The sequence below is a fragment of the Armatimonadota bacterium genome, from assembly GCA_020354555.1.
Classification (GTDB): Bacteria; Armatimonadota; Hebobacteria.
The window spans coordinates 2,781,782-2,803,652 of the sequence record CP070648.1 but is presented as its reverse complement, the minus strand read 5'-3'; the positions used below and the strand labels follow the sequence as shown (position 1 = coordinate 2,803,652).

Sequence of the window (21,871 nt, the reverse complement as noted above, 5' to 3'; positions counted from 1 at the left end):
GCCGTCGTAGAACGCGACGAACAGCGGTGGCCGGTGGACGACCGCGCTGACGCGCGCGGCGTACGCGTCCCACCCATCGCCCGGCGACAGCACGTCGCCGAGCCAGTGGAACTTGACCCCGTCCATGCTTACCGCAAGGCCGGTGTGTGATTTCGTGATGCCGGTCGCGTAGATGTCCGCCGTCGCGTGCATTTCGGCGGCGTGGTCGTCCGCCGCCTGCGGGGTCGGCGCGTAGGAAGCAATCATGTACCACCCCGTGCCCACGGCCAGGATGACCGGATCCTTCACTCCTTCCGCGCCGATGTCTTCCGGCCCGAGGATCGGCCGTGCGGCGGCCGGCGACAGGTCCTCCGGCCGGCTTGCTTCCATCATTGAGATGCGCCACTTGCCTTCCTCGGGAGTGACGTAGCTGATGTAGAGACGGAAACGGCCGTCCGGCGTCTTAACGAGGCCGGCCTTCTCGACGGACTCCGCGTGGAGGTCACCTTTGGTCGCCGCCCACACGTCCTCGAACTGCACGCCGTCGGCGCTGCGCGCGATCCGGCAGTCCGTGCCGCGGCCCAACTCGCGCGGGCGGCGGAGCCGATAGTAGAGGTAGAAGCACTGCCGCTCGTCATCCCACAGGGCGCTGCATGCTCCCGCCCACCAGCCGGTTCCCGGCTCGAGCGGTTCGATCACCGTCCGCCCATGACGCGGGTCAAAGAGGGGAAGATATCCGTAGGAGAGTGTCATCAGGTTTCCACTCCTAATTCCGCCGGGCGCGCGGCGTGTGCAGACGACCGGCTCATGGCCTCCCGTCGGCGTCAAGCGAGAGGTCGGCTACCGCAAAGGTGTTGACCCCGCCGCCGCAATCGGCGATGACGTTGCCCATCGGATCCGCGACAAAGCTCTGTCCCCGCCCGGGCAATCCCATCGGGTACGAGCCAGCGCGATTGGCCCCCACGAAGTACCCGCCGAGCGCCTTGATTTGGTCGAAGATCCTGGGATGGTAGAGACGCAGGCCCGGGTTGTTGAAGGGGCAGAACAGAACGGCCGCCCGGCGCGCCGCAAGCGTGGCCCAGTAGTCGTCGCGTCCGGTGTCGGCGCAGATGAGAACTCCGGCGCGGATGCCGTCCCAATCGAAGACGAGATCCGCTGTGCCCGGTTGGAACACTTCATCTTCGAGCAGCCGTTCGTGCCCCGTCATATCGATCGGCCGGCCCTCAAGCCGGGCCATGTAGGTTTCATATGCGGCGCGGGTGACTAGGCTGCGCTTCGCGTACGTCGCCGCGATCTTGCCGCGCGCGTTGATGAAGATCGCGGCGTTGAATGGTCGCGGCGCGGCGCGCATCGTCATGCCGAAGCCGAGACGGACGCGGTGGTCCGAGCAGAACGCCGCGAAGCGGTCGGTGACCGCGCCGCGCACGGGCTCCGCCGCATCGGCAGCATTGGGCGGGTATTCGTGCACCATGTTCTCGTGAAAAAGCAAGTAGCCAGCACCCGCTGCGACTGCCCGCTCGGCTATGCGTAGTGCCAGCGCGACGTTGTCGCGTGTCGCGCCCATGCGCGTGTCGAGTTGGCAGACGGCGACCTTGATCGGTGTCTTCATGTCCATTCGACTGGAGGTGCTCAGTCGAAGCTTGCGGATGCGTCGTATCGTAATTCCGCGCGGCGGATGCTCCGGACATCATAGCTCTTAAGCGCCGGCGACCGACATCCTGCCGACGGCGACATCCGGCGTTGCGCCGCGAGCCGAGCCGCCAGGGGAAGCGGGCTCGCACCGGACCCGCGCGGTTGGGGCGCGCGCGGCACAATCGAGCGCTTGTTCGGCCGACCGCGCTTCGGTATAATCACGGCACAGCACCAGTGCGGCGGCGGGAATACCATCGTGACCGACGCGTCACAGCACAACAGCAAGGTCTGTATGTTTTACGATCCGCCCGCGGACGGGCGCATCCGCTGCCGCCTCTGCCCGCACGAGTGCCGCATCGCGGACGGCAAGACCGGCGTCTGCCGCGTCCGGCAGCAGCGCGACGGCACGCTTTACGCCCTCACTTACTCGGAGGTGACGTCGGTCAATCTCGACCCGATAGAGAAGAAGCCGCTCTATCACTTCCATCCCGGCTCGTGGATACTGTCCCTGGGAACGCTGGGCTGTAATCTGGCGTGCGACTTCTGCCAGAACTGGCAGATCTCTCAGGAGGCGGTTCCGACGCGCACGCTGACGCCGCAGCAGGCGGTCGAGATGGCGCAGCGCGAGCCGCGCAATGTCGGCCTCGCTTTCACCTACAACGAACCGCTGATCTGGTACGAGTACGTCCACGACACCGCGCTGCTTGCCCGCGAACGCGGCCTGAAGACGGTGCTGGTGACGAACGGGTTCATCAACGAAGAGCCGCTGCGCGAACTCCTGCCCGCCATAGACGCGCTGAACATAGACGTCAAGAGCTACAGCGACGACTTCTACCGCACGCTGTGCAAGGGCAGGGCGGCGCCGGTGCGGCGCACCGCGGAGATCGCCCACGCGGCCGGCTGCCTGGTGGAGCTGACGAATCTTATCATACCGGGGTACAACGACGGCGAGGATGATGTGCGCGCGCTCGTGGATTGGGTCGCCGGCCTCGACCCGGCGATACCGCTTCACTTCTCGCGCTATCATCCCGCATACAAGCTCGACGCGCCGCCGACGCCCGTCGCGACCTTGCGGAAAGCATATCGGATAGCCGCGGAGAAGCTGAACTACGTCTACCTCGGCAACGTGATGGACGCCGGGGGAGAGGACACCCAATGTCCCTCGTGTGGTGAAACCGTGATCGCGCGTCAGGGTTTCTCGGCGCGGGTGACGGGAATCAGGGATGGCAAATGCACCCACTGCGACGCGGAGATCAACATCACAGGCATCTGAGAGGAGAGAACGATATGAGGTCTGAAGCCGAGCATCTCTCGTGGCGCGATCTGTTCGCGAGGACCGTTGACCTGGGCCTGGGGGCGCTCCTGCTGACCAAGGATGCGGCGCAAAAGGCGATAGACGAACTCGTCGCCAAAGGCGAGGTGACCAAAGACGAGGGCCGCCAGTTGTTGAACCGCATCATGGAGCGCGGCAAGGAGCAGAAAGAGCGGCTCGAGACGCTGGTCAAGGAAACGGTGGAGCGCGCCATCGAGAAGGCCGACCTCGCGCGCGGCTCGGAGCTGCGGGAAGCGCGGGCTCACATCGCAGAGCTGCAGCAGCGCCTCGATCGTCTCGACGCCGGGGCGACGGGGAGTAATCCGCCCCACGAGCGGAGCGCGTGACCGCAGCCTCGCGCTAGAGGCATGAGGGCGTGAATCCGTCGGGCCTCGGAGCGCGGCCGCGCCCGGCCCGCCTGGTGAATCAATGCGTCTCTACCAAGGCTTACGCAACCTGCGCCGTCTTCGCGAGATCTCCCGGGTCCTCGTGAAGTACGGATTCGGGTACGTTGCGATCCAGCTCGGGCTCGACCGGCTCATCCCGGTCAGTCGGTGGCGGACGCGCCTGCTCGGGCGCGATCATCCTCTGTCGCCCGCCGAGCGCCTGCGCATGGCCCTCGGCGAACTCGGCCCAACGTTCACCAAGCTGGGGCAGGTTTTGAGCAGCCGCCACGATCTGCTCCCGCCACAGTACCTCACTGAGCTACGCAAGCTCCAGGACGCCGCGCCGCCGGTTCCGTACCGTCAGATTGAGTCCGAAGTGTGCGCCGAACTCGGGCGACCGCCGGACGAGCTGTTCGGGTCAATCGAGCCCGAGCCGCTGTCTTCCGCATCTATCGGCCAGGTGCACGGGGCGACGACGAGGGATGGCAGGGCCGTAGTCGTGAAGGTGCAGCGCCCCGACATTGCGAGGTTGGTCGAGACCGACCTCGCGATCATGTGGGATGCCGCGAACTTCCTGCACGTGCGGTCGCGCGCGCTGCGCCGCTTCGATTTGCCGGCCCTGGCGGCGGAGTTCACGACCATCATGCGCGACGAGCTGCGTTATCGCATTGAGGCCTACAACGCGGAAAGGCTGCGGGAGAACTTGTCGGCCATCGAGTGGGTGCAGGTGCCGGCAGTCGTGTGGGAGCTGACCACGGAGCGCGTGCTCGCGATGGAACGCGTGAACGGCCTGCGTATTGACCGGGTGGACGAGCTGGGCGAACTCGGCATAGACCTGCCCGATCTGGCGCGCCGCTTCGCCCAGTGCATGCTCCAGCAAGTGTTCGTCGACGGGTTCTTCCACGGCGATCCGCATCAGGGCAACGTGTGGGTGCGCGAGGACGGCACGCTCGTGCTGCTGGATTTCGGCACGATGGGGCGTCTCGACCAGCGTTTCCGCAGATCACTGATCGCCCTGATACTCGCGCTCGCGAGGCAGGATACCGAGGCGGCGTTGGACGAGATCGCGGAAATGGGGATGATGGGGGAACATCAGGATGTCAGCGGACTGCGCCACGACCTGCGGCGCCTGTTCACGAGGTACTACTTCCTGCCGCGCCGCGAGTTCCCCCTGGGCGAGCTGTTGATTCGCGTCGTCCAACTCATGTCCACCCATCGCACGCCGGTCCCGTGGGAGTTCTCGCACCTCGGCAAGGCGCTCGTGATAACCGAGGGGATCTGCCACGAGCTGGATCCGGACTTCGATTTCGATGACGCGGCCGCACCGATCGCCGAGCAACTGCGGCGCGAGCGCACGAGCGCGCGCTACATCGCTGACGAACTGGCCGACTTCGGCCGCGACATGGCGCGCAACCTGGGCGCGCTGCCGGAACGCATCAATCAGGTGCTGAGCGAACTGCGCCGCGGAACGCTCCGCGTGCGCATCAGCGACGAGGAGAGCGAGCGCGTGCTGGCTCACCAGGCGGCGCTGTCCAGCCGCATCGCGCTCTCGGTGATCCTGGCGGCGCTGGTGGTGGCGGATTCGCTCTTCCTGCTGTCCCCGGTCGGGCCGGCGGCGGCCAAGCTGTGGGTCGGCATCCCCGTGCTGGCGGCGACGGGACTTGCCATCATCCTGTTCATCGCCGGCATCCTCGCGCCTCGAAGCTGATTCCAGCCCCCCCGATTCCTGCTGAACTGAGTCCTGGGCCGCGCCTTTCGAGCGGGCTGTTGTCTCGTCTTACCGCCGCTACACCATGGCCGACCCGTGAAGAGGATAGCCCTACTTCATGGCGAACCCATCCACCAACGTGCCAATCATCTTGGCGTCGGCGTCTCCGCGCCGGGAGGCCCTCCTCAAGCAGATCGGGCTGCCCTTCAGGGTCGAGCCCAGCGGCGTGAGTGAGGAAAAGGCGCAGAGACCTGGGGATCCAGCTTCGTTCGTCGAGCAGGCGGCTTTGGCCAAGGCCGAGGACGTTGCGGCACGGGTCCGGGACGGACTCGTGCTCGGCGCCGACACGGTCGTGGTCGTTGGCGGCCGCGTGCTGGGGAAGCCCACCTCGGCGGCGGAGGCGCGGGAGATGCTGGCGAGCCTGTCGGGCGTCACCCACGACGTGTACACAGGCCTGGCGCTCGTGCAGGTTGAGGATGGGTCGGTGCGGCGGCGGCGCACCGCGCACGAGGCGACGCGCGTCACCTTCCGCCGGCTGAGCCGGGATGACATCGAGGGCTACGTGGCCACCGGCGAGCCGATGGACAAGGCCGGCGCGTACGGGATACAGGGGCGCGGGGCGGTGCTGGTCGAGCGAATCGAGGGCTGCTACTCCAACGTCGTCGGGCTGCCCGTGGCGCGGCTGGTGGAGATGCTGCGGGATTTCGGAATCTCGGTATGGGAGGCGTCGCGCGCTGCGAACGGGCGCGCGGCGGAGGCTGAGCCATGAGCTTGGCGCGTGCGTGGCGAGGGCTGTTCGTACGCTGGGCGCGGGACATGGGGGTGGATCTCGGCACCGCCAACACGCTCATCCATGTCCGGGGCAAAGGCATCCTGCTCCGCGAACCGTCCGTTGTCGCGGTGGAGCAAAACAGCCGGCGCATCCTCGCCATCGGCGAAGAGGCCAAGCGCATGCTCGGTCGCACGCCGGAGAACATCGTCGCCATCCGCCCGCTCAAGGACGGCGTGATCGCCGACTTCGACATCACCGAGCACATGCTCAAGTACTTCATCACGAAGGTGCATCGGCGCCGTGCGCTGGTGCATCCGAGCGTGCTGATCGGGATTCCGTCCGGCGTCACGGAGGTCGAGCGCCGCGCGGTCAAGGACGCGACGCTGCGCGCCGGCGCGAGGGAAGCATTGCTGATGAGCGAGCCGATGGCCGCCGCCATCGGCGCCGGGCTGCCGGTCGGCGAGCCGACCGGCTCGATGATCGTGGATATCGGCGGCGGCACCGCCGAAGTGGCGGTGATCTCGCTCGGCAGCATGGTCACCTCGCGCTCCATCCGCACCGCGGGCGACGAGGTCGACGAAGCGATCATCGCCTACATGCGGCGCGCGCACAATCTGCTCGTCGGGGAGCGAACGGCGGAACAGGTCAAGATCCTGATCGGCTGCGCCTGGCCCGACGCGGAGGAGCGCACGTGCGAGGTGCGCGGGCGCGACCTCATGACGGGGCTGCCGAAATCCATCACCGTCGGCTCCGGCGAGATTCGAGAGGCGATCCAGGAGCCCGTCGCGGGCATTGCCGAGGCGGTGCGGTTAACCCTGGAGCAGACACCCCCGGAGCTTTCGGCGGACATCATGGAGCGGGGCATCGTGCTCACTGGCGGCGGCGCGCTCCTCCGCGGGCTCGACCGGCTGATCGCCCACGAGACCGGCATGCCGGTGCACCTGGTTGACGACCCGCTGACGTGCGTCGTCATGGGCACCGGGCTGGTGCTGGAGAACCTGGACGTGATGCGGCAGGCGCTTGACGGCTCCGGCCCGTCGTAGGCCACGGGAACGGCGCGCGGCGGAAAGCGACTGGCGGCTTGATGCAATGCGCGCGCCTTCACGAGGAGGGCTCGCAGGCATCCACATGCCCAATGCTCGCGCGGTTTCCGTGCCCACCTGATGAGCGTCCCGGGGCTCGGTCGAAGAGCCGCGCACCTGGTTGAAGCATGAGCACCACACGGACCAGCCTGGGCCGGGCACCGGCCCGGTACGACTCGCATACGCTGCGGCCGCGCCGCGGCGACCTGGTGCGCCTGGCCGCATATCTGGCAGCATCGGCGCTGCTCGGATACTGGCAGGCGTCGCAGCCGCCGGGCAGCATGGCGCTCCAGAACAGTCTCGTCACCTCAGCGGCCCCGCTGCTCAGCGCGCTGTCCGTAGTCGGCCAAAGCCTGAACGACGCAGCAGCCGTGCTGCCGAGAGCCGGTGAGCTCGCGGCGGAGAACCGCCAGCTCAGGATCGAACTTGCCGAGATGCGTCGGCGCACTGCGGCGCTTGAGGATGCCGCGTTGGAGGCGGAGCGTTTGCGCGGGCTGATGGACGTCCGGGCGAAGATGCCCGAACCGTGCATCGCCGCCGGTGTCATCGGGAGGCAGCTGTCGCGCGGCCCCACGGCCATTATCATCAACAAAGGCCGTGCGGACGGGGTCCGCCCCCGGCAGCCCGTGGTTGGGCACGCCGGGCTGGTCGGGCGCATCTATTCCGCCTCCGCCCACACCGCCGTCGCCATACCCCTGACCGATCACAACAGCTCCGCGGGGGCAATGATCCAGCGATCGCGCGATGCCGGCATTCTCACCGGCGATGGTGACACCTGCCGGCTCAACTACCTGCCGCTGGACGCCGACGTGCATCCGGGCGATGTCGTCGTGTCGTCGGGTCTGGGCGGCATCTTCCCCAAGGGTGTCCTCATCGGCACCGTGATCAGCGTGACCGGCGATGACACGGCCTCGATGAAGACCGCTCGCGTGGAGCCGACGGTGGACCTCACGCGGCTCGAGGAAGTGCTGGTGCTGCGCAAGTGAAGCAACGAGCCCACTATCGTCGCGCTGTCCTTGCCGCGGCGGTCGCGCTGTGGGCGATCGCGGCCGTCCGCGCCCAGCCCGTGCCCTCGGTGCGCGGCATTTGGATCTCGCCCCCGAGTTCCACGGCGGTCATTCCGTCGGTCGTGCGCACACTTGACGCCGCCGGCCTCAACATGGTTGTCATGCCGGTTTTCTATGACGGGCGCGCTGTCTATCCCAGCCGCATTTTCCCCCAGCACGATGCCTACGTCGGATCCGACCCGGCAGCCCTGCTCACTCGCCAGACGCACCGGCGCGGCATGCGCGCCGTGGCCGCGTTGGATCTGCTCTACTGGCAATCGTCGGGGAGCCCCTCCCCCGCTGTCTCGAGCCATCCGCAGTGGCTGGAGCGCACGGCCGAGGGGCGCATCATCGGGGATGAACCCGGCAGGCCGGGCGCGTTCGTCTCTCCCGCGGAGCCGCGCGTCAAATCACTGCTCGTCGAACTCGTCTCGGAACTCGCTTCGCGCTATGACTTCGACGGCGTCGTGCTCGACTTCGCGCGGTGGTCGAGGGTGGACTTCCTCGGCTACGCGGACGCGGATCGCAAGTTGTACCTCGACGAGCGGCGCACCGATCCCCTGGACGTGGACCTCTTCGGCTACGCGACCCCGGATAACCTCGTGCAGGCGTTGGTCGGTTGGCAAGAGGCAAGGATAACCGAGGTCGCGCAGGCGGCGGCGGAGGCGTTCGCCCGCGGCGAGCCCACCGGGGTCGTCCTCGCAGTCGTCGAGCCGGCGTATTATGACAACCGCACCGCAGACCCCGTGCGCCAGGACTGGCGGACGTGGGTCTCGCAGGGCTGGGCGAAGCACATGCTGCCGCGCGGCATCCGGTACCGCGACCCGGTGCGAGCGCGCGCGCAGCTTCGCGCGGCGTTCGGCTCGGAGCGTCCAGCGGCAATGGCGCTCATCGAGCCCACAGCCGGCCTCTCAGCGCGAGAGCAGATGGCCGTCGTCGCCGAGATCGAACTACCCGGATTTGTGCTGTGGGCGCGCGACTCGCTCGACCAGCGGCGGGCCATCCTGCGCGAACTCGGGGCGTGGTAGGCGGCAGAGGGCATTGATGGCGGAGTCCGAGGAACTGCGCTTCCATCTCGCGAGCGAGGAAGAGATCAAGGCGGGCAAGGTGACGGACGTCTACTTCGCCCGCACCGTGGAGGTGCTGCGGCACGAGGGGATACGCAAGCACGTGCTCGCCGAGGTGCGCGCGACGGGTCTGCCGCGCGGGTATGAGTGGGCGGTATTCGCGGGTGTTGAGGAGGCGGCGGCTCTCGTAAGCGGACTCAACGCGACCGTCAACTGCCTGGCGGAGGGCGAGTTCTTTCAGCCCGGCCAGCCCGTACTCACCGTCGAGGGCGAATACACCGAGTTCTGCGTGTACGAGACGCCGCTGCTCGGTCTGCTGTGCCAGGCGTCCGGCGTGGCGACGAAGGCGGCGCGATGCAAGCTCGCGGCGCGCGACAAGACGGTCATCAGCTTCGGCGCGCGCAGGACGCATCCGGCGCTGGCGCCGATGGTCGAGCGCAACGCATTCCTCGGGGGATGCGACGGCGTCGCCGTGGTCAAGAGCGGCGAGCTCATCGGCGAGGAGCCGGTCGGGACGATGCCCCATGCGCTGGTGCTGGTGGTGGGGGATGCGGCGCAAGCGTTCAAGCTGTTCGATAAGGTGACGCCGCCGCACGTCGCGCGAGTGGCGCTGGTGGATACGTTGTGCGATGAGAAGTTCGAGGCGCTGGCGGCGGCGGAGGCGCTTGGAGACAGGCTGAGCGCAGTGCGGCTGGACACGCCGGATTCGCGCCGCGGCGACATGGCGGCGATCCTGCGCGAGGTGCGGTGGGAGCTGGATCTGCGCGGACACGACAAAGTCGGTATCTTCGTGAGCGGCGGGCTCGACGAGTGGCAGATAATGGAACTTGCGCCGCTGGCGGACGGCTTCGGCGTCGGCACGAGCATCAGCAACGCGCCCGTCATCAACTTCGCGCTTGACATCGTTGAGGTCGAAGGGCAGCCGTTCGCCAAACGCGGCAAGCCCTCGGGGCGCAAGGCTCTGCTGGCGTGCACGGCGTGCGGCGAGCGGCGCGTCGTGCCGGCGGCGAAGGTGGCGGACATGCGCTGCGGATGCGGGGGTGAGGCTCGGAATATGCTGGCGCCGCTGTCGGAACCCGGCAAGATCGTGCGCGACTTGCCGCCCGTGCAGGCCCTGCGACAGCAGGTGCTGGAACGCCTGCACAGTGGGCGGTGGCCCTTGGAGCCGAGGGCGTGAGACCAGACTGGACGCTTGACGTGCCGCCGCGCCGGCGACGGGGCCCCTCCATGGGCACACCATGTTCACCCGCCGGGGCGGGCTGTGACCCTACGATCGTGTGCCGCCCGCCGACACGATCGCCGTGCTCGCGCGGGAGGCACGAGTTGATCGCCGCCGTACTCATGTTCCTCGCCCTGGCCACGACGACTGACGCCGCCGTCGCGGGGGAGATTCCCATGTTCGCATCTGCTGACGAGCGCACGAGCTTTCAAAGCGGCGCCGCGTACAATCCCCGGATAGACATCAAGTCAGACGTCGCGATGGTGTACGGCGTTGACGACTCGCTGCCCGAACGCCTGGCGGGATGGCGCGACCGGGGCTATCGCGTGCACGTCATGACAGGCGTCGCGTGGGGATCCTATCAGGACTATCTCTACGGCAAGTTCGACGGTCAGGAGCATCTCGACGACGCGCAGGTCCGCCGCGACGGTGAGAAGATCTCGCACGGCGGCGACGTGTACTACATGGTGCCGACGGTGCCCTATACCGAGATGCTCAAGCAGCGTACCGAGCGGGTCGTGGATGCCGGCGCGCTCGCCCTGCATATGGAGGAGCCGGAGTTCTGGGTCGCCGGCGGCTACAGTCCGTCCTTCCGGCGCGAATGGGAGGCCTACTACGGAACTCCGTGGCAAGCCCCGCACTCATCCCCCGCCGCGCAGTACATGGCGAGCAAGCTCAAGTACGCGCTCTATCGCCGCTGCCTCGATGGGATCTTCTCGCATGTGAAGTCGTACGCTCGCGAGCGGGGCAAAAACATCGCCTGCTACGTCCCCACCCACAGCATGCTCAACTACGCGCATTGGGGCATCGTCAGCCCGGAGTCGAGCCTGGCCGCCCTCGACTCGTGCGACGGCTACATCGGTCAGGTGTGGACCGGCACGGCGCGGACGCCGAATCTGTATCGCGGCGTCGCGCGCGAGCGCACGTTCGAGACCGCGTTTCTGGAGTACGGCGTGCTGCACAATCTGGTCCGTGCGACCGGCAAGCGGATGTGGTATCTCGCCGACCCGGTAGAGGACAACCCGGAGCATAGCTGGGCCGATTACGGCGCCAACTACGAGCGCACGGTGGTGGCGTCGCTGCTCTTCCCGGATGTCTGGCGTTTCGAGGTCATGCCGTGGCCACGGCGCATCTTCCAGGGCCGCTACCCGAAGGTGGACGTGAAGCAGCGCGGCCAAGGTCCGGCCGAACGGAAAGAAGGCATCCCCGCGGACTACGCGACGGAAGTCCTGACCATTATCAACGCGCTCAACGACATGAAGCAAGAGCAAATCGCGTGGGACTGCGGGACGCCGGGCGTCGGGGTACTGGTGTCCGACACCATGATGTTCCAGCGCGGGGAGCCGTCGCCCACCGACCCGAATTCGTTCTACGGCCTGGCGCTGCCGTTGCTCAAACGCGGTATACCGGTGCATCCGGTTCAGATGGAACATGCGCATCGCAAGGGCTATCTTGCCCCGTACCGGCTGCTTCTGCTGAGCTATGAGTTGATGAAGCCGCCGTCGGTGGAAGCCCATCAGGCGCTGGCGAGGTGGGTGAAGGCGGGCGGGGCACTTGTGTACGTCGGCGACGGCAGCGACCCGCACCATGCCGTGCCGGAGTGGTGGAACACTGAGCCGATGGGCTATGATCGACCGGAGCACCATCTCTTTGAGTTGCTCGGCCTTGGGCTGACCCCGACGGCGGGCACGCATCGCTGTGGCAAGGGCGTGGTTGGCATGGCACTTGAGCATCCCGTCTCGTTCGCGCGCTCCGCGGACGGCCCGGAGCGGCTGCTCGAAGTCCTGCGCCGCGCGTGGGATGCCGCCCGGCTCGGCGAGTGGCGGGAGCGGAACTACCTCAAGCTCGATCGCGGCCCGTATGTCATCGCCGCTGCGCTCGACGAAGGCACCGGCGAGCGGGTCATGATACGTCGGTGGACGGTGGATCTGCTCGACCCGATGCTTCGCGTTGGCGCCCGCAAGACGCTGGCGCCGGGGCAGGTAGCGCTGCTGCGCGCGTTCGAGCCCGGCGGCGGCCCGACGGTGCTGGCCTCGGCATCGCGGGTCACCGACGTCCGCAGTCGTCAGGGCGAGGTTGCCTTCCATTCCCAAGGGCCCGCGGCGACGACGGCGAGCACACGCATCGCGCTTCCCGCGCCGCCGAAGAGCGTGAGCATCCTTGACAGCGCGGGGGCCGATCACCCCTTCGAGCGCGAGTGGCATTCGCGCAGCAAGACTCTGCTTCTGCGCTACGAGAACCTGCCGGACGGGGTGACGGTGCACGTTGAGATGTAGGGGCACGGCATGCCCCGTCGAGTGGACATACTGTGGCCCTACCGTGACTGGATGCACACACCCGTCGCGGAAATCTGTTTTCGCCAGCCCTCTGCCACAGCGCCGCATTCACTCGCCGAGCCCACTCGTTTCCCCATTACACCTCGCCGCTGGTCAGTCCGGCGAAAAGTTGGTACACCGAGTTCAAAGGCGCACACGCGCCAAAGCCGTTCAAGGAGTCTCTTCACATGAAACGCGTCATATGGTTGGCGATTATCGTCGCTCTGATCGGAATGCTCGGCTTGGTCGCGGCCCAGGCCGGCCCGCTGCGCGCCGGGGCGGCGGCAGTGGACATCAACGTTCCTGAGGGCGCCGCCACGTGCGGCTACGGCGACCGCGCCGGCATTGCGTACGAGAGCATTCACGATCCAATCGGCGCTCACGCCCTCGTGCTCGACGACGGGAATGCCAAGGTGGCGATTGTCGGGGTTGATGTCCTTGGCATCGGGCCGGAGATGCGCACCGCGGCGGTCAAGGGGATCGCGAAGACCGGCATCGCCTCCGACCATCTCCTGCTGGCAGCGACACACACCCATTCTGGGCCCGGACACCTCTACCCGGTGCCCGCGCTCGAGATGTTCTTCGGCAAGTTCCGTCAGGACGTTCTCGATGCGGTGACTTCCGCAATCGTTGAAGCGATCGTCACCGCCGATTCGCGCCTCGAACCGGCGGTCATCGGCGCCGCTGAGGGAACGATCAAGAACGCGTGCCGCAACCGCCGCCACGACGACGGGCTGATTGACGAGACCATGAGCGTGATTCGCGTTGACGCGGCGACCGGCAAGCCGCTGGCCGTCGTGGTCAACTTCGCGGCGCACGCGACGGTGATCGGCGGCGAGCCCGTGCTCATCAGCGCGGACTTCCCGCGCGGGGTCTATGACGGCGTCCAGCGGGAGTTGGGCGTGCCCGCCATCTTCTTCAATGGCGCGCAGGGGGATCAGTCTCCAGGCAACCCGACCCAGGCGACTGGCGACCGGTACGCGCGCGCCAAGGCGCTCGGCGAAGCGCTTGCGGCGAAGGCTTTGGAGATTCGCAGCGCCATCGAGCCGCACGCCGACGTGACCGTCACGACAGCCTACGAGGACGTTGCCTTGCCGCCTGCCACCATGCCTCTCATGCCGAAGGCCACCGGGCCGTACATGAGCATGGCCTTCGATAACGCTCTGCTCGTCGCGGTTCCCGGCGAGTGCATCTCGGAGATCGGCCGCGGGGTCAAGGACGAACTGCGCAAGTCGGGGAAGACGCCCTTCTTCGTCGGGCTGGCGAACGATCAGCTTGGCTACATCCTGACCGAGGCGGAGTACAACTACGACTTCGGGCCCGGCAAGGAGAAGGGCGGATACGAGCGAACGATTTCGCTCTTCGGCCCGAAGTTCGGCGAGTTGACGCAGAGCAAGCTGGTGGAACTCGCAGAGAAGGCGAACAACGGCGCGTAGGCCGGCCTCGCTCAGGCGCCCAGTTTGAGGCACCGGCAGCACGGGAGACCCCGGCGCGTCCGTCCGATGGTCGCCGCAGCGGTCTCCCGTAACGGCCTGGCGGGCCGCGAGGGCGGTACGAGGCAGGAGTGCCGTTCCGCTGCGTTGAACACAATTCCCTGGGCGGACTGCGGATCGCGACACGCGATCCCTCCGTGTCGGGCAACGACACATCGCGCCGCACCACGCGGCGATTGATCCCGGAGGATGTAGATGGTCAAGGAAGTTGACGTACTGCCGGACTTTACCCCAGGGACGATTGAGCTCGGCGCCATTCGCGAGTTCGCCCATGATCGCACGCTCGCCGACGAGATGGCGGCCGGCCTGACGCGGGAGCAAGTCCTGCTCATGCTCGAACGCATGGAAACCATCCGCGCGTTCGAGGAGATGATCGTTGACCTCAAGAACGCGCGGTTCGCCCCGCTCGAAGGCTTCAGGTTCGTCGGCGCGACGCATCTCTCTCTGGGCCAGGAGGGAGTCGCGGTGGGCGCCATGTCGGCGTTGCGACCGGATGATTACATCACGAGCACTCACCGCGGCCATGGCCACTCCATCGCCAAGGGCGCCTATGCGATAGACGCGATGACGCCCGACGAGTTGTGTCACTTCCTGGGCGTCTGCGCGCCCCCGGAGAACGCTCAGCACGAGGCGCAGCGATTCCATCTGCTGCAGACGATGTCCGAGCTGCTGGGCAAGGAGCGCGGCTACTGCCGCGGCCGGGGCGGCGGCATGCACATCGCGGACTTCAACGTCGCTCACCTCGGCGCCAACGCGATCGTCGGCGGGTCGTACGGCATCGCCGTCGGGGCGGCGCTGTCGAGCCACCTCTTGGGCAACGGCAGGGTCACGTTGTGCATCACCGGCGACGGCGCGGCCAACAACGGCATCTGCCACGAGGCCTACAACTTCGCCTGCATGAAGCAGTTCAGCAACGGCCTGCCAGTCATCTTCCTCATCGAGAACAACCAGTACGGCATGACGGGCCAGCAGGTGTGGGAGGTGACCGGGATCGACCATCTCGCGCGGCGCGGCGCAGGCTACAACGACGCGGCGATGCACGCCGAGGTGGTCAACGGCATGGACGCGCTGGCGGTGCGCGACGCCGTGACCAGGGCGGCGGAGCTGTGCCGCCGCGCCGAGGGGCCAGTGCTTCTGGAATGCCTCACGTATCGATACATGGGCCATTCGCTGAGCGACATGCGCACCACGTACCGCACCAAGAAGGAAGAGGAAGCGTGGCGAGCCGAAGATCCGATCGACCGCCTGCGCCGGCAGCTTCTTGAGGCTGAAGTGGCTGACGAAGCCGAACTCGACGCCGTCCGGGAGCGCGCGCGCGATGCCATTCGCGAGGTGACCGTTACCGCAGGCGAGTCCGAGGATCCCGAGGCCTGCACCATCCACGAGGGGCTGCTCACCGACACGACCTCCGACGACATCAGCCCCGACCTCGCGACTACGAAGACCTACAAGAAGCCTGCAAAGGTGAAGCGCGACAGCGAAGGGCAGATCCTCTACCGCCACGCTATCGCCGAGGCGCTGACCGAGGAGATGATGCGTGACCGGCGCGTCGTGCTCTACGGCGAGGACGTCGCGGATTACGGCGGGGCATTCCAGGTGACGCGCGGGCTGATCGAGGTATTCGGTCGCGAGCGTGTTTTCGACACCGCGATATCCGAGGCGGCGATTGTGGGCACGGCCGCCGGCGCGGCGATGACGGGGTTGCGGCCGGTCGCCGAGATTATGTACATAGACTTCATCCTGCTCGCGATGGACCAGGTGGGCAACCAGGCGGCGAAAGTCCGCTACATGTTCGGCGGCAAGGCGAAGGTGCCGATGGTCGTGCGCACCACGGTCGGCGGCGGCAAGGGTTACGCGGGCCAGCACTCGCAGAGTCTCGAAGCCGTGGTCACGATGTTCCCGGGCCTGAAAGTCGTGGCGCCGTGGAGCGCGTACGACGCGAAGGGCCTGCTCAAGAGCGCCATCCGCGACGATAACCCGGTGATGTTCATCGAGCATCAACTCCTCTACACCGAGAAGGGCGCGGTGCCGGAGGAGGAATACACGGTGCCGCTGGGCAAGGCGGCGGTCGTGCGCCCGGGCGAGGACGTCACGGTCGCGACGTACTCGCGCAACGTGGGACTCGCGCTCGAAGCGGCGGACATGGCGGCCGAGGACGACGTCCAGGTTGAGGTCATAGACCTGCGGACGCTCATCCCGCTCGACCTGGAGACGGTGCTGGCGTCGGTGCGCAAGACCGGGCACCTGGTGCTGGTGACCCAGGCGCCGCTGACCGGTTCCTATCCGCAGCACGTCGCGTACATGGTGCAGGCCAACGCATGGGATGCGCTAAAGGCGCCGATGAGCATCGTCGCCGCCTGCGACGTGCCGCCGCCAATGGCGCAGACCCTGGAGACCGAGAACCTGCCCACCGCGGAGAAGATCGCTAGGGCGGTTCTGGCGGCCGTGGGGTCGTGAGACGTTGAGCGGTTGTGGTATCGCTGTGCTTGCGGCAGGCCGTCGGCGGTATGAGCCGGGAAACCGAGATGAGCGCGTCGGACATGGAGAGCAGCTTCGCGGGCAGGATCGCCCTGATTACCGGGGGCGGACGCGGGATCGGAAGAGCGATTGCGCTCGCCTTCGCCGAGCGCGGGGCCGACGTCGCGGTGTGCGCGCGCACGGCCGGCGAAGTCGAGGCGGTCGCGGCGGAAGTGCGCGCGCTTGGGCGTAGGACTCTTCCGCTGACGTGCGATGTGTCCGACGAGGCGCAGGTGGGGCGGTTGGCCGAACGCGTGACTGCCGACCTCGGCCCGGTGGACATACTCGTCAACAACGCCGGCGCGCTGAAGCTAGCGCCGGTGATCGAGACCGAGACCGAGGACTGGGATCGCATCATCGCCGTGAACCTGCGCGGCGTTTTCCTGTGCTGCAAGGCTTTCGCCCCGGCGATGGTCGAGCGAAAGTGCGGGACGATCATCAACATCGCATCCAACGCGGGCAAGAGGCCATACTACAATCAGGGCGCGTATGTCGCATCGAAGTTCGGCGTCGTGGGCCTGACCAGGGTGCTGGCGTGGGAATTGCAGGAGCACAACATTCGCGTGACCGCGATTTGTCCGGGCGGCGTCAACACGCGATTGGTGGCGCAGGCACGGCCCGATCTCGATGCCTCGGAATGGATGGAACCCGCGGAAATCGCGCGCCTGGCGTTATTCATCGCGGGCCTCTCGCCGCAGGTCGCGGTCGATGAGGTGGTGATTCGACGGTTCGCGGCTGGGGTGGACTAGGCGGGAATCCGGGCCGCCCGTCCCGCAGGCCGGGGCCAGGGAGCGGCGTGGCGAGGCTTGTGTCATTCCGCGTGGGAGGAGCGATGGCAGTCAGCAACGACGAGCAGTCCATCGTGCATCAACTGGTGGCGATGTCGCGCGCGCTCGGCGATCCGGAGTGCGATTACGTGATCCTCGGTGAGGGGAACACGTCGGCGCGGGTGGACGACGATCGGATGTATGTGAAGGCGAGCGGCGTGAGCCTGTGCGGTATCGCGGAAGACGGCTTCGTGGGAGTGCGGCGCGGCAAGGTGATCGAAATGTTGGACGCAGGCGACCTCACCGACGCCCAGGTCGCACAGGGCCTGCGCGAGGCGATGGTTGACGCCGCCTTGCCCCGCCGACCTTCGGTCGAAACGCTGCTCCACGCCTATCTGCTCGGCCTCGAGGGGGTGAACTTCATCGGGCACACTCATCCCACCGCGGTCAACGCCGTTCTCTGTTCGAAGGAAGGCAAGGAGGCGATAGGCGGGCGCATCTATCCCGATGAAATCGTCGTGTGCGGGGTCGCGCCGGTATTCGTTGACTATGTTGATCCCGGAGTGCCGCTGGCTCGCGCTGTCCGCGAGCACACGCAGCGGTATATCGAGGAGTACGGCTGCCGGCCGCAGTCCATCCTGCTGCAGAACCACGGGCTGATTGCGCTCGGCGCAACGGCCACCCAGGTCGAAGCGATCACCGCGACGTGGGTCAAGACGGCGCGTATCATCATCGGCGCGACGGCCTTCGGCGGCCCGCGTTTCCTGAGCCGCGAGAATGTGGCGCGTATCTACACCCGCCCCGATGAGCACTATCGGCGCCGCGGCCTGACGGGTGACAAGTGATGAGCGATCCCGCAGCCGGACCTGCCACACAGGCCGGGAGTGTACCGCCCACGACCCTCGCGTGGCGGCTGCACGGCGCGGGGATGGATGCCTTCGGCCGCAACGGCGAGCCGGAGGAGTTGCCGCTCGCGCAGCCCGGCCCGCGCGAGGTGCTAGCGCGGGTTGATGCCCTCGGCCTGTGCTTCAGCGACACCAAGCTGATCGGGTTGGGCGCCGAGCATCCGCGCGTGTACGGCCGCGATCTATCCGCCGATCCGGTGATCCCAGGACACGAGGTCAGCCTGACCATCGCGGCGGCGGGCTCGGAGGTGCGCGACCGGTTCCGCGTCGGCGACAGGTACATCGTTCAAGCCGACGCAATCTTCCGCGGCGAGGCGCGCGCGTACGGTTACGCCTTGCCCGGCGGCATGACTCAGTATAGCGTGATCGGCGAGCGCATCATTGACGGCGACGAGGGCTGCTACCTCATCCCGGTTAGGACGCATATCGGCTACGCGGAGGCCGCGCTGACCGAGCCGTGGGCGTGCGTCGAGGCATCTTACCGTATCAAGCCGCGCGGGGGCCTGAAGCCCGCCGGCACGACGCTCTTCCTGGCGTTGTCTGACGCGACCTGCGGCGAATACGCTCTGTCGCGGGGGATGGACTCGCAATCTGCGCCGGCCACGGTTGTCGTCGCCAACGTCGGCGGCGCGTTCATGGCCTGGCTGCGCGATCGTACGAAGGAACTCGAATCCGACTTGATTGAAGCGGATGCGGCGAATGCCGACGCAGTCGCGGCGCTGAGAGAGCAGCACGCGGCCGACGGCTTCGACGATATAATCGTGCTCGGATCGAGCGACCCGGAGCTGATCGAGGCAGCGGCAGGATTGCTCGCCATCGGCGGCGTCATGAATGTCGTCTCGCGCCAACCCCTCCCCCGCCCGCTGCGGATTGACGTCGGCCGCATTCATTATGACGACACGGACTATGTGGGCGGCGCAGGCCCGGACATCGCGGAATCGTACGGCGTCCGCGACAGCGAGCTTGGCGATGGGCCGGCGTGGTTCATCGGCGCCGGCGGCCCGATGGGGCAGATGCACGTGCAGCGAGCGGTGGAGCGCGCTGCAGGTCCCCAGGTGATCGTGGCGACGGATGTTGACGACGAGCGCCTGTCCGCGCTCGAGGCCAAGGTCGGCGTGTCCGCTGCTGAGCACGGGAAGCGCCTGATCGTGCTCAATCCGAACAACCTGCCGGCGGCGGATTTCGACGGCGAGCTGCGACGGGCGGCGCCGGACCGCTTCTCCGACATCATCGTGCTCGCGCCTGTGCCCGCGCTCATCGAGCAGGCGGCGGCGCACCTCGCGGCCGGGGGCTCGCTCAATATCTTCGCGGGCCTCGCCAGAGGAACCACGGCAACGCTTGACCTATCGGAGGTGTGCCTGCGCAAGGTCCGCTGGGTGGGCAGCAGCGGCTCGCGTATCGCCGACCTCGAGTACACGCTGCGCGCGACGGAGGCCGGCAAGCTGTCGCCCAACTCGTCGGTCGCGGCGATCGGCGACATGCGCTCCGTGCGCGACGGGCTGCAGGCGGTCAAGGCGGGGGGATTCCCCGGCAAAGTCGTCATCTTCCCGCACATCCAGGGCGTGCCGCTGACCCCGCTCGGCGACCTGCGCGACAGGCTGCCCGAGGTGTACGCCAAGCTCGGCCCAGGGGAGACGTGGACGCGGGAGGCGGAGACCGAACTGCTGCGCCTCAAGCTGCCGCGCCGCGCGGAGGGAGGTGCTCGGTGAACGAGGAATGCGCTCACACCCAACCGACGGTGACATGTCAACGCCTGCGCGATCGCGTCGCCATGGTCACCGGGGCCGCGCAGGGGCTCGGGACGGCCATCGCACATCGGCTCGCCGCCGAGGGCGCGCGCGTCGTCGTCGCGGACATCAATTGGGATGGCGCGCGCAAGATTGCCGGGGATATCGAGCGCGAGCACGGCACGCGGGCGCTCGAGGCGCGCTGCGACGTCACCAATGAGGACGAAGTCGCCGCGGCGGTCAAGGCGGCAGTGGACGACTTCGGCCGGCTCGACATCCTGGTGAGCAACGCGGGCATCCTCATCGCCGGGGACGTCGCCGAGTTCGCGGCCGCGGACTGGCGCAAAGTCATGGAGGTCAACCTCGTCGGATACTTCCTGTGCGCGCGCGAGGCGGCGAAGGTCATGCGGCAGCAGCGCAGCGGCGTCATCATCCAGATTAACTCGAAGTCGGGCAAGAAGGGCAGCTTCAAGAACTCGGCCTATGCGGCGAGCAAATTCGGCGGCATCGGGCTGACTCAGAGCCTGGCGCTTGAACTCGCGCCCGAGGGCATCCGCGTCAACTCGGTCTGTCCCGGGAACTTGCTCGATTCGCCGCTGTGGGTGGACAGCTTGTACGAGCAGTACGCGGAACGCTGGGGGATGTCCAAGGAGGAAGTGCGGCGCAAGTACGAAGAACAGGTGCCGCTGGGGCGCGGCTGCACGTACGACGACGTGTGCAATGTCGTCGTGTTCCTCGCCGGCGATGAAGCGTCCTACATGACAGGCCAGGCGATCAACGTCACCGGCGGACAGGAGATGCGCTAAGATGGCGCGCAAAGTACACCTCGACATCGGCATCAACGGCGCGTTCCTCACCCGCCGCTGGGAAGAGCCCGACAACTTCATGCGCCTCACGCGCGAGGTCGGCTTCGCGTACCACGAGTTCTGCGGCGACGTCCTCGATCCGTTCTTCAGCGGCGACCGCGAGTATCAACTCACCGCCGCGCGCGAGATCGGGGACGCCGCCGCGCGCCACGGCGTCACCATCACCGACATCTACACCGGCGTCGCGACGCACCGCTTCCACGGGCTGTCGCACAACAACGCCGCCGTCCGCGAACGCATGAAGCAATGGATACTCGACTGCATGGACCTCGCGCTCGCCATGGGCACGGACCGCATCGGCGGCCACTGGGATGCCTTCTCGATCGAAACCTTAAGCGATCCGGCGCGGACGGAGTGGGCGTTCCGCAACAACTATCAGACCTTCCGCGAACTCTCAGCCGCCGCCGCCAAGAAGGGCATTGCCGCGATCTACAACGAGCAGATGTACATCCCGAGCGAGATCCCGTGGACGCTCGACCAGGCGCGGGAGTTCCTGGTCGAGGTCAACCGCGACCGCCCCGGCGCGCCGGTGTATCTGACGATTGACGTCGGTCATCAGGCGGGCGAGCACTACGGCCTGAGCGGCCCGGACACCGATTACGTCGCGTGGGTCGAGCGCTTCGGCGCATTCGCGGAAATCATCCACCTGCAGCAGACCACGCGCGAGGCGAGTCACCACTGGCCGTTCACGCCGGAGTACAACGAGCGCGGTCACGTGCGGATCGAGAAGGTGCTCGCGGCGATCGAGCGGTCGCACAAGGAGGCCGCATCGAGCGCTGTCGCGGATGTGCTGGCGCCGGTGGAACACACATATCTGATCGGGGAGATCATTCCCGGTTCGACGAAGACGGAGGAGAAGCTGCTCGACGAGCTAGCGGAATCGGCGCGGCACCTGCGACGGTTCGTCCCCGCGGGCGGCCTCGACATCACGTTCTGAGCCTCAGCCCTATGCCTGCGTCATTCCGAGCGGCCGACGTGTCGTGAGGAATCACATAGCGACGCCCGAAGGCATCGCCCATGAAGCTCGTTCAATTCGGCGCGGGTAACATCGGCAGATCATTCATCGGCCAGCTCTTCG

At 67.2% G+C, this 21,871-nt stretch carries 18 protein-coding genes; 16 read left to right on the top strand and 2 right to left on the bottom strand.

Annotated features, from left to right (window positions below; translation table 11 throughout):
- The coding region (locus tag JSV65_11505) for a hypothetical protein (GenBank protein UCH33199.1) at positions 1–732 on the bottom strand (732 nt) is incomplete at its 3' end.
- A gap of 52 nt (positions 733–784) precedes the next feature.
- Entirely contained in the window at positions 785–1,588 is an 804-nt protein-coding gene (locus JSV65_11500; protein ID UCH33198.1) for a carbon-nitrogen hydrolase family protein, read from the bottom strand.
- Positions 1,589–1,903: 315 nt separating this feature from the next.
- Here JSV65_11500 and amrS point away from each other — a divergent pair, with 315 nt between their 5' ends.
- From amrS to JSV65_11420, 16 genes are all read left to right on the top strand, one after another.
- Positions 1,904–2,884 carry an AmmeMemoRadiSam system radical SAM enzyme gene (gene amrS, locus JSV65_11495; GenBank protein ID UCH36765.1) on the top strand — a complete coding sequence of 327 codons (981 nt, stop codon included), beginning with the start codon at positions 1,904–1,906 and terminating at the stop codon, positions 2,882–2,884.
- 14 nt (positions 2,885–2,898) lie between these two features.
- The gene (locus JSV65_11490; protein ID UCH33197.1) at positions 2,899–3,270 is read left to right on the top strand and encodes a hypothetical protein; all 372 of its coding nucleotides are present in this window, start codon (positions 2,899–2,901) and stop codon (positions 3,268–3,270) included.
- 82 nt (positions 3,271–3,352) lie between these two features.
- The gene (locus JSV65_11485) at positions 3,353–5,017 is read left to right on the top strand and encodes an AarF/ABC1/UbiB kinase family protein (protein UCH33196.1); all 1,665 of its coding nucleotides are present in this window, start codon (positions 3,353–3,355) and stop codon (positions 5,015–5,017) included.
- 118 nt (positions 5,018–5,135) lie between these two features.
- Complete coding sequence (maf, locus tag JSV65_11480) at positions 5,136–5,786, top strand: septum formation inhibitor Maf (protein UCH33195.1); 651 nt, start codon at positions 5,136–5,138, stop codon at positions 5,784–5,786.
- Between the two features lie 2 nt (positions 5,787–5,788).
- Positions 5,789–6,832, top strand: a complete 1,044-nt coding sequence (locus JSV65_11475) for a rod shape-determining protein (protein UCH36764.1) — start codon at positions 5,789–5,791, stop codon at positions 6,830–6,832.
- Positions 6,833–6,999: 167 nt separating this feature from the next.
- Positions 7,000–7,857, top strand: a complete 858-nt coding sequence (mreC, locus tag JSV65_11470) for a rod shape-determining protein MreC (GenBank protein UCH33194.1) — start codon at positions 7,000–7,002, stop codon at positions 7,855–7,857.
- Positions 7,854–8,945: a family 10 glycosylhydrolase gene (locus JSV65_11465; GenBank protein ID UCH33193.1), complete on the top strand. Its 1,092-nt coding sequence runs from the start codon at positions 7,854–7,856 to the stop codon at positions 8,943–8,945. The genes mreC and JSV65_11465 overlap by 4 nt, the downstream gene beginning before the upstream one ends.
- A 34-nt stretch (positions 8,946–8,979) precedes the next feature.
- Positions 8,980–10,161 carry a nicotinate phosphoribosyltransferase gene (locus tag JSV65_11460; protein UCH36763.1) on the top strand — a complete coding sequence of 394 codons (1,182 nt, stop codon included), beginning with the start codon at positions 8,980–8,982 and terminating at the stop codon, positions 10,159–10,161.
- Positions 10,162–10,373: 212 nt separating this feature from the next.
- Positions 10,374–12,479, top strand: coding sequence for a hypothetical protein (locus JSV65_11455; GenBank protein ID UCH36762.1), 2,106 nt, complete (start codon positions 10,374–10,376; stop codon positions 12,477–12,479).
- A gap of 227 nt (positions 12,480–12,706) precedes the next feature.
- Complete coding sequence (locus JSV65_11450; GenBank protein ID UCH33192.1) at positions 12,707–13,954, top strand: neutral/alkaline non-lysosomal ceramidase N-terminal domain-containing protein; 1,248 nt, start codon at positions 12,707–12,709, stop codon at positions 13,952–13,954.
- Between the two features lie 252 nt (positions 13,955–14,206).
- Entirely contained in the window at positions 14,207–16,468 is a 2,262-nt protein-coding gene (locus JSV65_11445; protein ID UCH33191.1) for a dehydrogenase E1 component subunit alpha/beta, read from the top strand.
- A 68-nt stretch (positions 16,469–16,536) separates the two neighbouring features.
- Positions 16,537–17,277, top strand: a complete 741-nt coding sequence (locus JSV65_11440) for an SDR family oxidoreductase (protein ID UCH33190.1) — start codon at positions 16,537–16,539, stop codon at positions 17,275–17,277.
- A gap of 83 nt (positions 17,278–17,360) precedes the next feature.
- Complete coding sequence (locus JSV65_11435; protein ID UCH33189.1) at positions 17,361–18,140, top strand: class II aldolase/adducin family protein; 780 nt, start codon at positions 17,361–17,363, stop codon at positions 18,138–18,140.
- Positions 18,140–19,909 carry an alcohol dehydrogenase catalytic domain-containing protein gene (locus tag JSV65_11430; GenBank protein UCH33188.1) on the top strand — a complete coding sequence of 590 codons (1,770 nt, stop codon included), beginning with the start codon at positions 18,140–18,142 and terminating at the stop codon, positions 19,907–19,909. Before JSV65_11435 ends, JSV65_11430 begins: the two co-directional genes overlap by 1 nt.
- A gap of 29 nt (positions 19,910–19,938) precedes the next feature.
- Positions 19,939–20,733: a sorbitol-6-phosphate dehydrogenase gene (srlD, locus tag JSV65_11425; protein UCH36761.1), complete on the top strand. Its 795-nt coding sequence runs from the start codon at positions 19,939–19,941 to the stop codon at positions 20,731–20,733.
- Between the two features lies 1 nt (position 20,734).
- Entirely contained in the window at positions 20,735–21,730 is a 996-nt protein-coding gene (locus tag JSV65_11420) for a TIM barrel protein (protein UCH33187.1), read from the top strand.
- Positions 21,731–21,871: the final 141 nt, after the last annotated feature.